At 62.9% G+C, this 11,753-nt stretch carries 11 protein-coding genes; 7 read left to right on the forward strand and 4 right to left on the reverse strand.

Annotation, left to right across the window (positions count from 1 at the left end):
- Nucleotides 1–40: 40 nt before the first annotated feature.
- The 3 genes from PIN31009_RS11040 (at nucleotide 41) to PIN31009_RS11050 (ending at nucleotide 3,401) form a co-directional block, all read left to right on the forward strand.
- Nucleotides 41–880 (forward strand): nitroreductase, encoded by an 840-nt coding sequence (locus PIN31009_RS11040; protein ID WP_246185601.1) that lies wholly within the window; start codon nucleotides 41–43, stop codon nucleotides 878–880.
- Nucleotides 881–1,068: 188 nt separating this feature from the next.
- The gene (pbpG, locus tag PIN31009_RS11045) at nucleotides 1,069–2,334 is read left to right on the forward strand and encodes a D-alanyl-D-alanine endopeptidase (protein WP_087688090.1); all 1,266 of its coding nucleotides are present in this window, start codon (nucleotides 1,069–1,071) and stop codon (nucleotides 2,332–2,334) included.
- A 287-nt stretch (nucleotides 2,335–2,621) separates the two neighbouring features.
- Nucleotides 2,622–3,401 carry a hypothetical protein gene (locus tag PIN31009_RS11050; RefSeq protein WP_150790201.1) on the forward strand — a complete coding sequence of 260 codons (780 nt, stop codon included), beginning with the start codon at nucleotides 2,622–2,624 and terminating at the stop codon, nucleotides 3,399–3,401.
- A gap of 34 nt (nucleotides 3,402–3,435) precedes the next feature.
- Here PIN31009_RS11050 and PIN31009_RS11055 read toward each other — a convergent pair whose 3' ends face one another.
- Nucleotides 3,436–4,263: an IclR family transcriptional regulator gene (locus PIN31009_RS11055; RefSeq protein WP_087688088.1), complete on the reverse strand. Its 828-nt coding sequence runs from the start codon at nucleotides 4,261–4,263 to the stop codon at nucleotides 3,436–3,438.
- A 105-nt stretch (nucleotides 4,264–4,368) separates the two neighbouring features.
- Between PIN31009_RS11055 and PIN31009_RS11060 the strand changes: the two genes are divergently transcribed.
- From PIN31009_RS11060 to PIN31009_RS11075, 4 genes are all read left to right on the forward strand, one after another.
- The gene (locus tag PIN31009_RS11060; protein ID WP_150790202.1) at nucleotides 4,369–5,247 is read left to right on the forward strand and encodes a hypothetical protein; all 879 of its coding nucleotides are present in this window, start codon (nucleotides 4,369–4,371) and stop codon (nucleotides 5,245–5,247) included.
- A gap of 3 nt (nucleotides 5,248–5,250) precedes the next feature.
- Nucleotides 5,251–6,603: a glycerol-3-phosphate acyltransferase gene (locus tag PIN31009_RS11065; RefSeq protein WP_150790203.1), complete on the forward strand. Its 1,353-nt coding sequence runs from the start codon at nucleotides 5,251–5,253 to the stop codon at nucleotides 6,601–6,603.
- Nucleotides 6,604–6,696: 93 nt separating this feature from the next.
- On the forward strand, nucleotides 6,697–7,422 hold the full coding sequence (locus tag PIN31009_RS11070) for a (Fe-S)-binding protein (RefSeq protein ID WP_058379228.1): 726 nt from the start codon (nucleotides 6,697–6,699) through the stop codon (nucleotides 7,420–7,422).
- An 82-nt stretch (nucleotides 7,423–7,504) separates the two neighbouring features.
- Nucleotides 7,505–8,914, forward strand: coding sequence for a lactate utilization protein B (locus tag PIN31009_RS11075; protein WP_150684175.1), 1,410 nt, complete (start codon nucleotides 7,505–7,507; stop codon nucleotides 8,912–8,914).
- Nucleotides 8,915–8,932: 18 nt separating this feature from the next.
- On the opposite strand, the gene PIN31009_RS11080 is transcribed toward PIN31009_RS11075, so the two are convergent.
- The 3 genes from PIN31009_RS11080 to PIN31009_RS11090 all read right to left on the reverse strand — a co-directional run bounded on the left by PIN31009_RS11080 (nucleotide 8,933) and on the right by PIN31009_RS11090 (nucleotide 11,614).
- Entirely contained in the window at nucleotides 8,933–9,592 is a 660-nt protein-coding gene (locus PIN31009_RS11080; RefSeq protein WP_058379226.1) for an amino acid ABC transporter permease, read from the reverse strand.
- Nucleotides 9,593–9,721: 129 nt separating this feature from the next.
- Complete coding sequence (locus PIN31009_RS11085; protein ID WP_150684176.1) at nucleotides 9,722–10,519, reverse strand: cystine ABC transporter substrate-binding protein; 798 nt, start codon at nucleotides 10,517–10,519, stop codon at nucleotides 9,722–9,724.
- Nucleotides 10,520–10,585: 66 nt separating this feature from the next.
- Nucleotides 10,586–11,614 (reverse strand): quinone-dependent dihydroorotate dehydrogenase, encoded by a 1,029-nt coding sequence (locus tag PIN31009_RS11090; protein WP_150684177.1) that lies wholly within the window; start codon nucleotides 11,612–11,614, stop codon nucleotides 10,586–10,588.
- Nucleotides 11,615–11,753 lie beyond the last annotated feature (139 nt).

An 11,753-nucleotide genomic window follows, 5' to 3' on the forward strand; every position in this document is an offset into this window, starting at 1 on the left:
AGCGACGCCGGCCGTCCAAAACCAGACAATCAGAGACCTTATGAAACACGAGCATCAGGGCAGGGAGGCCCCGCAAACCGTGCAGGCGCACGAGATGCGCGCGCCGGACGCAAACGATCCGTCCCTCGAAAGGGCGGGCGTGACCGACGGTGTTGGGGAAAGTACGCCCCCGGGGCATGTCAACGACTTGGCGGCCTTGCGCGTGGAACATGTCGACGAGGCCATTCGCAGCCGCCGGTCGATTCGCGCTTTCCTGCCCACACCCGTGCCGCAGCAGACCGTGGCCGACATGCTTTCGGTGGCATCGCGTGCCCCGTCAGGCAGCAACATCCAGCCGTGGCAAACCTATGTGCTCACCGGGAAATCGTTGTCCGCGCTCACGACGCGCTTGCTCGACACGTTCAACGATCCGGCGCAGCGCCTGATGCACGACGAAGAGTATGCGTACTACCCGCGCGAATGGACCGAGCCGTATCAGGGCCGGCGCCGCAAGGTCGGGTGGGACTTGTATGGCTTGCTCGGCATCGGACGCGAGGACAAGGCGCGCATGCATGGTCAGCATGGACGCAACTTCAACTTCTTCGATGCCCCGGTCGGCTTGATTTTCACGATCGACCGGCATCTGGAGCAGGGGAGCTGGCTGGACTACGGCATGTTCCTGCAAAGCTTCATGGTGGCGGCCCGCGCGCGTGGGCTCGACACCTGTCCGCAGGCGGCGTTTGCCATGTATCCGCGGGTGATCGCCGAAGTACTGCGTTTGCCGGAGTCGCGCATGGTGGTCTGTGGCATGGCGTTGGGGTATGCCGACCCGGCCGCCGCAGAGAATCAGCTGGTCACCGAGCGCGCGCCGCTCGAAGACTGGGCGCACTTTTTGAACTGAGGGAATTTAGGATTTTTGCGTTTTCTGGCATTTTGTGGCGATCGTTACATTTATCGGGTTGCGCTGCACAAAACTGCCAGAGGCCGGATTAAGTATTTCAGCTAAGTCATTCATATTGCTTATTTTTTGGGAAGTTACTAAACTTCTCCCAAACTCGTTGCCTGCCAACCTTACGCTACTCCCAATCTATGTACGCGATCACCACCCTTGCACGTTTGTGCCGCGCCCGCCTCTGGGGTGCTGCCGTCGTGGCGATCTCGCTCGCTGCCGGTGCGCCGGCCGTTGTCTACGCAGCCGGTAAGACGAGCGAATGCTCGCCGAAGACTGCTAAGACTGCGGCTCAAAAACGCGCCTGCGCGAACGCCAAGCCCGTCGCGAAAACCAGTAAAGCCACCGCCAAACGTGCGGTTGCCACCACCGCCTCGCGTGATACCAAAAGCGCGACGAAGGCAGGTGGCAAGGCACGCAAGCTCGCTGCCGTCGACGACGACGGACCTGCGGCCAAGCGTGTTGCCGTCAAACGCGTCGTCTTCAAGAATGGCAAACGCCATGTCGTGACGTCGTATCGCACCGTCAACTTCGCACCGCAAGCGCCCGAGCGTCTGTCGACCGGTCGCGCGTTCGGTCTGCATGAAGCGCCGGACGCCCTCGCGTTGCGTTCGTCGGTGGCCTACGTGATCGATGAGCGTACCGGCGAGTCGCTGTTCGATAAGAATTCGCAGGCGGTGCTGCCCATCGCTTCGATCTCGAAGTTGATGACGGCGATGGTGTCGCTCGATTCCGGTATCCCGATGACGGATGCCATGGAAGTGACCGACGAAGATCGCGATTACGAGAAGGGCACGGGCTCGCGTTTGTCCGTCGGCTCGCGTCTGTCGCGTGAAGACATGCTGCACATCGCGCTCATGTCGTCGGAAAACCGCGCGGCAGCGGCGCTCTCGCGTTACTACCCGGGCGGCCGTCCGGCTTTCTTGGCAGCGATGAATCGCAAGGCCAAGGAACTCGGTATGAACGACACGCACTTCAACGACCCGACCGGCCTGTCGAGTCAGAACGTGTCGAGCGCGCGTGACCTCGTGAAGATGGTCAAGGCCGCGTATCAATACCCGATGATTCGTCGCTTCTCGACCGATACCAACTACGACGTCAACACGGGCCGTCGCGAGTTGCATTACGCGAGCACGAACCATCTGATCGGTCATCCGGGCTGGGAAATCGGTCTGCAAAAGACGGGTTACATCAACGAAGCGGGTCAATGCCTCGTGATGCAGGCCAACGTCGACGGCCGTCCGGTCATCATGATTCTGCTCGACTCCACCGGCAAGTATTCGCGTTTTGCCGACGCCACACGCGTTCGCAAGTGGTTGCTTGAAGGTGGCGGCACGGCGCCGCAACGCACGGCGGGCAACAACCCGACCGCGCAAGTGGCCACCAACGGCGCGCACGCGCTGTAAGCCATGCTTCACTGACGCGCCTCGCGCGCGTAGGTGCCAAAAAGGCGCTCCCTCGGGAGCGCCTTTTGTTTTGTGCGCGCGAAATAGCACTTCGGCGACCGTAGCAACGTATCGTCGCCACATCCCACATAAGTCGACGCCCGATTGTCAAAGCCCGCCACCGATGCTCATCTAATCTTCCGGCTGACAGTGACGGTGACGACGAGACAGCGTTGGCAGCGTTAGCAGCGTAAGCAGCGTTGATCGCGTCACCGGCAACATTGACGACATGAAAGTGTGGAGGCGGTATGAGTCTTGGATGGATCAGTACGATGGCAGACGTGGAGGCGCACCGCATGACGGTGCAGTACCGTCGCCCGGCCGTGCGGACCCAGCGGAGCATGGGGCAGATTTACGAGCACATCGCCACGAACCTCAAGCAGGCGAAGCAGCGTGCGATCAACGCGGATGGCGAGCGCGCCGTGTCAGGCATGGTGCGCGAGATCGACGACTTCGAGGGGCGTATTCAGACGCGCATCCGGCAGTCGGCCAAGCGCAGCGATTTCAGCTTGCTGCGCGGTATGCGCGGCGACGGGTTCAGCCGATCGGTGCGGGGGCAGTGGGACGTGGCGAACGCGTTGTGCCTGACGTCGTCCGCGCGGCGACTGCACGAATTTCTGTTGGATGTCGATCGCCGTAGCGAGACCATCCTGTCGCGGGCGACGGCGTATCAGGAGCGTGTCGCCGCATCGATGGCGGCGCAATTGCAGGCGCGCGACAACGTGATTTTCGAGCAGGCGTATGAGGCGCTGGTGCAGGATCTGGTCGCCGTCTCCGGGCGCGTGATGAGCACGTATGACGGCATTGCGCAGATGCAGTCCGAGATATCGGACATGGCCGGCATGGCATCGAATATGGCGTCGGAGATGGCGTCGCTTATGCCACCACTGATGCCGCCACTGATGCCGCCGGGGGAGGCACCACCCCCTTATGCGCCGCCGTCCCCGTCGTCGGATATGGCATCTGCGCCGCCACCATCGCCACCGCCGCCGCTACCGACGGCGCCAGTACCCGGCACCCGGTTGTGATCACGCGATGACGCGTCAATGCGACTCGATGCAATTACTCGGCCGCGACCCCATGCGACGCCATATGACCGGCGTCACGGCTAGGGGCGTGAAAGCCCAGCGAGGCCGAGATCTGGAGCGCGGTCTCGTTCAGGTTGACGAGCCACGCGTCTTGCAGCCGGTCGGCCGGTGCCGAGAGCGACAACCCCGCAACCAGCTTGCCGCTGTCGTCGTAGATACCGGCCGCGATGCAACGCACGCCGAGTTCGAGCTCTTCGTTATCGCGTGCATAGCCCGATTTGCGCACATGGCCCAGCTCGCGTTCGAGCTTCTGCAAATCGGTAATGCTGTTGCGCGTGTGTCCCGACAGACCGGTGCGTGTGGCGTAGGCGCGTACGCGCGTCGCCTCGTCGGCGGCCAGAAACAGCTTGCCGACCGACGTCAGATGCAACGGCGCATGACCGCCGATGGCGCGCACCACCTGCATGCCCGAGCGTTCGCTGTAGGCACGTTCGATGTAGACGATTTCATCGCCCTGACGGACCGACAGATTGACCGTCTGTCCTGTGATGCGGTGCAGGCCGCGCATCGGCGAAAGGGCGGCATCGCGTACCGACAGGCGCGCTTTGACCAGATTGCCGAGTTCGAGCAGACGCATGCCGAGCCGGTAGGTGCCCGGGTCGCAACGGTCGACAAAGCGGCAGGCCACCATGTCGTTGAGGATGCGGTGCGCGGTAGAGGGGTGGAGTTCGGTGGACTGTGCCAACTCCTTGAGGCTGACGGGGTCGGCATGTCCGGCGAGCGCATCGAGCAAACGCATCATGCGCTCGATCACCTGAATGGACGTGCGCGACTCCGCGCCTTGACTGCTGTCGTCTTTCATGGGGTAGGGCCGAGTTTCGTATAGCGTCGATTCTATATCATATGGTGAAAAATTCGCAGGACTTCCCGTAGAGGAATCTTGCGAAAAGCAGAAGGAGGCGATGGGATGGAAGCAATGAACGCCCTTCAGGCGAGCCGGCTGCACCCACGTACGGGCACGTGGCGGGCGCACGTCGGGATGACGGTTGCCGGCCAAGGGATGTCTGGGGCGGCATTCGCGAGAGATGTTCGCAAATGCCTTCAGCGATGCCGGCACGAGGTGCCGGTCTCGTTCCCGGTGCGGGTGCCGCAGACCCTTCGGCAAGCCGGGCGCTTTTTGGAAGACGACCTGCGCGCCATCATCGAGCAACTGGCGCAGCCCGATCGGTGGCAGGGGCATCGTGCACCGCAAATCGAGCGGGTGGTAGCGGTGCTCAATACCATCGATGCGGAGGTATTTCGTCTCGGCAAAACCAAGGACTGTGCGTCGTGGCGAGACATGCTGCGCAAGGGCGCCATGCCGGCCGTTCGAGACCAGATGGATCAGACTCACCATCTCACGCGCACCGCTAAAGCCCTCTTCGACGAACTGGTCTGCATGCAGGTGACTACGCATGGGCTGCGTTACGCGCTGCAATGCCGCAGTCTCGACTGGCGCCATGCGCCCAACGACTTCCTCGCACCGGCACGCAGCAGCGAGTGGATCGCACAGCATGCAGCCATCGACGGCGTCAACATGGCGCGTCAGGCATTGCTGATCGCATTCGCTGCCGGCCAGCGCGATACGCACGATAAGCGCGAACGGCTGCTGGCCTCGTTCGGCGGTATCGCGAACGTGCACATGCAACTGGCGTCGATATGTGAGCAAAGCGCAGGCACGATGGACCGCATTCGCGACGATGCCCGGCGCAACGAATGGAAGTCGCGAGAGAGCGTCGATGTTCCGCCGGACGCTGGTCTGTTGGCCGGTCGCCGACAGCACCCGTGCATTACCACGGAGAGATAAGTCATGACCTACTTGGCAAGTCACCCTGGCGTCGCGATGACGGGGATGGCGGCACTGGGCTTACTGAAGGCGAAGGCGAGCGCTGCCAACACCCATCTGTCGCGACATCGCGATCTGACGTTGCATGACATGAAGGCGGCGGCAGGCACGCCAGACGGCTCGATTGCCGGGAAGCGCAATGTCATCGCCGCGCAATTCGTTGCGTTGGCGAATACGAAGCAGGACATGGGCAAAGACACGGCCGACGTCGACGCGCTGCAAAAGAAGTTCGAGCGAGCCTATGCAAAGGCGACATCGGGATACCTGAAGGGGGGCATGTGGGACGGGTGCTGGCGATACGCTGAGATGAAAGGAAAGTGGTGGCCGCACTATCTCGTCGCCCATCAACTCGATGTGACCGACTTTGACCAACTGACCCCCTCGGCGAAGCGCTTCACGCTGATTCTTGATCACATGAGTGAGGCGCTCTTGCAGGAGCAGGAGGCCTTGGCCAAGTGCAGTGAACTCGAGCGGCTGAAGGCCGACGTCGAAACACTGGCTGCGCAGGGTGGGGCGGCGGAATGGGCGGGGCGTGAGCGTACGGCGATCCTGAGCCGGAAACTGGTCGCCGAGATTGCCGAGCATCGCGACAACGCGCGCAAAGCCCTTGCGCGGGCCAGCGAGCAGGTGTGGCCCGACAAGAAGCACTACGGCAGACGGCTTGCCATTTCCGGCGGTCTTTATGGCGTTGCCGCTGCTGTGGGCGTGATCGGCCTTGCCGTTGCGAGTTTGGGCGTGGCCATCGTCGCATTCGCCGTAACGCTGGTGCTTCGGGTGGTGAGTCTCGGCAGCATACGCGGCTACGACCGCGAGCGAAGCTGGAAATCTGCCGAGAGCCTGCTCGAAGCAACTAAGGAATTCATCAACTGTGAAGGAGACGCAATGAAAACCGAGATCTGGCTGACCCACTCCGCTGTTATGTCCCATCAGCTCAACATGATTTGGGACGGGCAGCAGCGTATGCGTGGTGATCTTCAGCAGACGCAGCGCACGGTGGAAAATCTTGTGGCGAAGCATGATGCATTTGAGGCGAAGCACGACGCCTTTGCCAGCGATATGACCAGCAAGATGGACAGCTTGCGCGAAGACATGCGCAGTCTCGCGCGAGCGACTGGCGTTCATCCGTCCCCATTCGGGCGCGGGACGCTAAATCTGGTGCCGGGTCCTTCACCGAGTCTATTGTCGACTCCTTCGTCGACCCCGTCGTCGAGCACGTTATCGACCCCAGTGGGTACGCCGCCACGGGACCGCCCGGTGCCGCTGGCGCGGGCGCTTTCCTGCGGTCAGTTCAACGTCGACGCCCACCCTTTCGCCTGACGCGCCTTGCATCCGCCGCATGCGGGAATCCACGCTGGGCCGGCTCGGCCCAGCGGCCTATAATGGCGCATTATTCCCAGAAGAGGATTCCCCATGCGCGTCGGACTCTTTGTCACGTGTCTGATCGACCTGATGCGTCCGGAGATCGGTTTCTCGACGCTCAAGCTGCTCGAGACCGCCGGCTGCGAGGTCGTCATCCCCGACTCCCAGACCTGCTGCGGTCAGCCGGGCTACAACTCCGGCGAACGTGCCATCGCGCGCGATCTCGCCCAAAAATTCCTCGATGAATTCGAAAGCTTCGACTATGTCGTCGTGCCCTCGGGCTCGTGTGGCGGCATGGTCAAGGCGCACTACGGCGACCTCTTCGCCGACGATCCCGAACTCATGGGCCGCTACGAGCGCCTGCGCCCGCGCGTGTTCGAACTCACCGATTTCCTCGTCAACGTGCTGCACGTCGAGACGGTGCCGGGCGACTTCAACGGTGAAGTGACTTACCACGACTCGTGCTCGGGACTGCGCGAACTCGGCGTGAAAGCGCAGCCGCGTGCGCTGCTGGCCAAGATGCCGGGTGTCACCGTGACCGAGATGAAGGACTGTCAGGCGTGCTGCGGCTTCGGCGGCACCTTTGCGCTGAAATACGGCGACATCTCGACGGCCATCGTCGATGAGAAGTGCGCCAATATTGCGGCGTCCGGGGCGCCGGCCGTGGTGCTGGGCGATCTGGGCTGCATGCTCAATATCGAGGGGCGCCTGCGCCGTACCGGCGACACGAAGACGCGCGTGCTGCATATCGCACAGGTCCTCGCCGGCGATGCCTGAGCGCATGGCCTTTCTTCCGACTTTTTCGCCCACCTGCGCCGATGTTGTGCGCGGGTGCGGCCATCACTTCTCGTGAGCCGCGATGCAAGTTCAATCGATGCAATTCAAGGCGCGTGCGGGGCAGAAGCTCGCCGACCAACGTCTTCAGGCCAATCTCAAGAAGCTCTCGACCAAGTTCGTGACGGCACGCGCCGCCGCGATCGAGGAAATCGATTTCGATGCGACACGCGAAGCGCTCAAGGAGCGGCGTAATCGCGGGCTCGAGAGTCTCGACGTCTGGCTGGCGATGTTCGAGCGCGAAGCCACGCGCCGGGGCGCCACCGTACTGTTCGCCGAATCGACGCAGGATGCGGCGCGCCTGATTGCCGAGATCGCGCGCAAGCACGAAGTGAAGAAGGTGATTAAGTCGAAGTCGATGGTCACCGAAGAGCTTCAGCTCAACAAGGTGCTCGCCGACATGGGCGTGCAGTCGGTCGAGACCGATCTGGGCGAGTACATCCTTCAGATCAACGACAACGAGCCGCCGTCGCACATCATCGCGCCGGTGGTGCACAAGGATAAGGACGAAGTCGCCGACCTGTTTGCGCGCGTGCACCAGAAGCCGCGTCTCACCGAAATTCCGGCGATGACGCGTGAGGCGCGCGAAATGTTGCGGCCGCAGTTTCTGTCTGCCGACATGGGTGTGACCGGCGGCAACTTTCTGATCGCCGAGACCGGCTCGGTCGCGGTCGTGACCAATGAAGGCAACGAAGGCATGTGCACGATCATGCCGCGCGTGCACGTGGCGGTCACCGGTATCGAGAAGGTGCTGCCGACGCTCGAAGATCTCGCGACGGCCATGCGTCTGTTGCCGCGTTCGGCGACCGGGCAGGGCACGTCGAACTACTTCTCGCTGCTCACGGGCACGCGTGCCGAAGGCGAAGTCGATGGCCCCGACCACATGTACTTCGTGCTGGTGGACGGCGGACGTACCGGATTGATCGGCGGGGCGTTTCAGGAAATGCTGCGCTGCATTCGCTGTGGCGCCTGCATGAACCACTGCCCCGTGTATCAGAAGATCGGTGGTCACGCGTACGGCTGGGTGTATCCGGGGCCGATGGGCTCGGTGCTCACGCCGAGCTATGTCGGGCTGGAGAAGACGCTCGATTTGCCGCAGGCGGCGACGTTGTGCGGTGAATGCAATCGCGTGTGCCCGGTCGGCATTCCGATTTCGGATCTGTTGCGCAAGCTGCGCGAGCGTCAGGTCGATCGTGGCCTGCGGCCGTGGCAGGAGCGGGCGGCGCTGGCGGCGTGGGCGTTTGCCGCCCGGCGTCCGCGGCTTTATTCCGCCATCACCGGACTCGGGACGTGGGTGTTGAACCGCATGGGGCGCGATCGCGGCAGCATTTCCAAGCTGCCGTTCGCCGGCGGCTGGACCAACACGCGCGAGATGCCGGCGCCGAGCGGCAAAACGTTCCGCGCAATGTATCGGGAACGCCGCGCGCCGCGTTAAGGCTGAGTTAAGGCTGCGTCAATTTCGCGACGGCAACGCCAGCCGTTTTTCGATGCGCCGTTGCAGCGCCGAGAGACCCGTCGACAGCACCCAGTAGATCGCCGCACACGCGAGGTAGAGCGGGAGCGGCTGGTACGTCGACGCAATCACTTCCTGCGCGGAGCGCAACAGTTCGGTCACGGTAATCACGGAGACGAGCGACGTGTCCTTGATCAGGCTGATCAGGCTGTTGCCGAGGCTCGGCACTGCCATGCGCAGGGCTTGCGGGCCGATGACGTAGCGCAGCGTCTGCCAGTACGACAGCCCAAGGCTGTACGACGCCAGCCACTGACCCCGGGGCATGCCTTCGAGCGCGCCGCGCATGCTCTCCGACAGATACGCGCCGACGTTCAGGCTTAGCGTGAGTACACCGGCCGGTGTCGGCTCAAGCGAAATGCCGACGCTGGGCAAGCCGTAGTAGATCACGAAGATCTGCACGAGCAACGGCGTGCCGCGCATGATGCTCACGTAGCCGCGGGCGAGGGCGCGGAACACGCGGATCTTGCCGATCCCCATGATCGCGACGACGATGCCCAGCGCCAGACCGAACACCATCGACATCACGGCGAACTTGATCGTGAGGACGGTGCCCTGCAATAGCACGGGCAGGGATTGAGCGGCGAGTTCGAATGGATCCATAGCGGGGGGACAGATCGTCTAAAACGGCAAAGGCCGACGCCAGCAGGGTTGCGTGGCGTCGGCCGCGTTTATGCGCTTTGCGAGGTTCTCGACAAGCGCGTTTTTATGATGATGACGGGCGCTGGCGGTTTACTTGGCCGGTTTGGAAGTGTCTTCGCCGAACCATTTTTGCGACAGCTTGGCGAGCGAGCCGTCCTGCTTCATCTGCGTCAATGCGTCGTCGATCGCCTTCGCAAACTGCGGATTGCCCTTGCGGAACGGAATGCCGACCGACTCGTTGGCCCCTTGCAGCACAGCACCCGTGCGCAGCGGCAGGTTCGACGTCTTGATCAGATACGCGAGCATCAGGCGGTCGTTGAGCGCGGCATCGATACGTTGCGAGGCCAGATCGCGAAGGTACTCAGGCGCGCCCGGATACGTGCGCACATCGATGCCCGCCACGGACTTTGCCAGCGTGTTGTAGTTGCTGCCCAGACTCACGCCCAGCTTCTTGCCCTTGAGGTCGTCCAGCGACTTGAACTCGCGCGTGTCGTCCTTGCGCTGAATCAGCTGCGCGGCGGAATACACATACGGCTGGCTGAAGTCGACCGACTTCTTGCGCTCGTCGGTAATCGCGACCTGATTGACGATCACATCGAACTTGCCGGCGACGAGCCCGCCGATGATGCCGCTCCATTCGGTCGTCACGAACACCGGCTTCACGCCGAGCTTGGCGGCCACGGCCTTGGCGACGTCGACGTCGAAACCATCCAGTTCACCGTTTGCGCCGCGATAGTTGAACGGCGGATACGTCCCTTCGATGCCGATCTTCAGCACGCCGGCCGACTTCACGGTATCGAGCAGGTCGGCGGCACGCGCGGCGGACGTGCCCATGAGGGCTGCGGCGGCCAGCGGCACGAGGCACAACGTCTTGAGCCAGGTTTTCATAGTGATGAGTTCTCCGTCGGATGAAAAGCGCGCCGCTTGCCGGCCAAATCGTCTTGCTCGGACCGATCAGGCCGGGCGCAGCGCTTGCACGCATTCTCGCACCAGCTCGGGTCCGCGGTAAATCAATCCGCTATACACCTGAACCAGACTCGCACCCGCGTCGAGTTTTGCGCGGGCATCGGCGCCCGAGAGAATGCCGCCCACCCCGATGATCGGCAGCGCGCCGCCCAGTTCGGTGGCTAGCGCGCGGATCACACGGTTCGATGCGTCGAACACCGGACGCCCCGACAGGCCGCCGGTTTCGTTGGCGTTCGGCTGTCCGGCGACGGCTTCGCGCGAAAGCGTCGTATTGGTGGCAATCACACCGTCGAAGCCGTGACGCGTGAGCGTGCCGGCAATCACCTTGATCTGTTCGTCATCGAGATCGGGGGCGATCTTCAGTGCGATCGGCACGTATTTGCCGTGCCGGTCGGAGAGTGCGCTCTGCTTGTCTTTGAGCTTGCCGAGCAGGGCGTCGAGTTCGTCGCCGCCTTGCAACTGGCGCAGGTTCTTCGTGTTGGGCGACGAGATGTTGACCGTGACGTAGGTGGCGTACGGGTAGACCTTTTCGAGACAGATCAGGTAGTCGTCGACGGCGCGCTCGATCGGCGTGTCGGCGTTCTTGCCGATGTTCAGCCCGAGCGGCCCCTTGTAGCGGGCCGACTGCACGTTTTGCAGGAATTGTTCGACGCCGCCGTTGTTGAAGCCCATACGATTGATGATCGCTTCGGCCTGCGGCAGACGGAAGATGCGGGGCTTCGGATTGCCGGCCTGCGGGCGCGGCGTGACGGTGCCCACTTCCACAAAACCGAAACCGAGCGCGGCAAGACCGTCGATGCAGCTGCCGTCCTTGTCGAGGCCGGCGGCCAGTCCGACAGGGTTCGGGAATCGGATACCCATCACCGTGCGCGGATCTTCCGGCAGCGTCTGGCCGACAAGCCCGGCGAGGCCGAGGGATGCGGCCCCGCGAAGGGTTGCCAGCGTCAGGTGGTGGGCTTGTTCGGCGTCGAGGCAGAACAGGGCGCGGCGGGCCAGAGGATAGAGGGGCGCAAGCACGATGTCGGGTTCGGCAGAATCGGAAAGCCGCCATTTTACCGGTATCCCGGCGCAGATCGCGTCTTTTTCTACGCTCTGCGTATGTTGGGGCGGGGGATGCTTGCGCCGCGCATGAGCGCGGTGCGCACTGCTATGCCAT

This window comes from Pandoraea iniqua (assembly GCF_902459685.1).
Classification (GTDB): Bacteria; Pseudomonadota; Gammaproteobacteria; order Burkholderiales; family Burkholderiaceae; genus Pandoraea; species Pandoraea iniqua.

Excerpts from the sequence above, each read along its gene's own strand:
- PIN31009_RS11040 (WP_246185601.1), top strand. The coding sequence starts at position 41 with ATGAAACACGAGCATCAGGGCAGGGAGGCCCCGCAAACCGTGCAGGCG.
- pbpG (WP_087688090.1), top strand. The coding sequence starts at position 1,069 with ATGTACGCGATCACCACCCTTGCACGTTTGTGCCGCGCCCGCCTCTGG.
- PIN31009_RS11050 (WP_150790201.1), top strand. The coding sequence starts at position 2,622 with ATGAGTCTTGGATGGATCAGTACGATGGCAGACGTGGAGGCGCACCGC.
- PIN31009_RS11055 (WP_087688088.1), bottom strand. The coding sequence starts at position 4,263 with ATGAAAGACGACAGCAGTCAAGGCGCGGAGTCGCGCACGTCCATTCAG.
- PIN31009_RS11060 (WP_150790202.1), top strand. The coding sequence starts at position 4,369 with ATGGAAGCAATGAACGCCCTTCAGGCGAGCCGGCTGCACCCACGTACG.
- PIN31009_RS11065 (WP_150790203.1), top strand. The coding sequence starts at position 5,251 with ATGACCTACTTGGCAAGTCACCCTGGCGTCGCGATGACGGGGATGGCG.
- PIN31009_RS11070 (WP_058379228.1), top strand. The coding sequence starts at position 6,697 with ATGCGCGTCGGACTCTTTGTCACGTGTCTGATCGACCTGATGCGTCCG.
- PIN31009_RS11075 (WP_150684175.1), top strand. The coding sequence starts at position 7,505 with ATGCAAGTTCAATCGATGCAATTCAAGGCGCGTGCGGGGCAGAAGCTC.
- PIN31009_RS11080 (WP_058379226.1), bottom strand. The coding sequence starts at position 9,592 with ATGGATCCATTCGAACTCGCCGCTCAATCCCTGCCCGTGCTATTGCAG.
- PIN31009_RS11085 (WP_150684176.1), bottom strand. The coding sequence starts at position 10,519 with ATGAAAACCTGGCTCAAGACGTTGTGCCTCGTGCCGCTGGCCGCCGCA.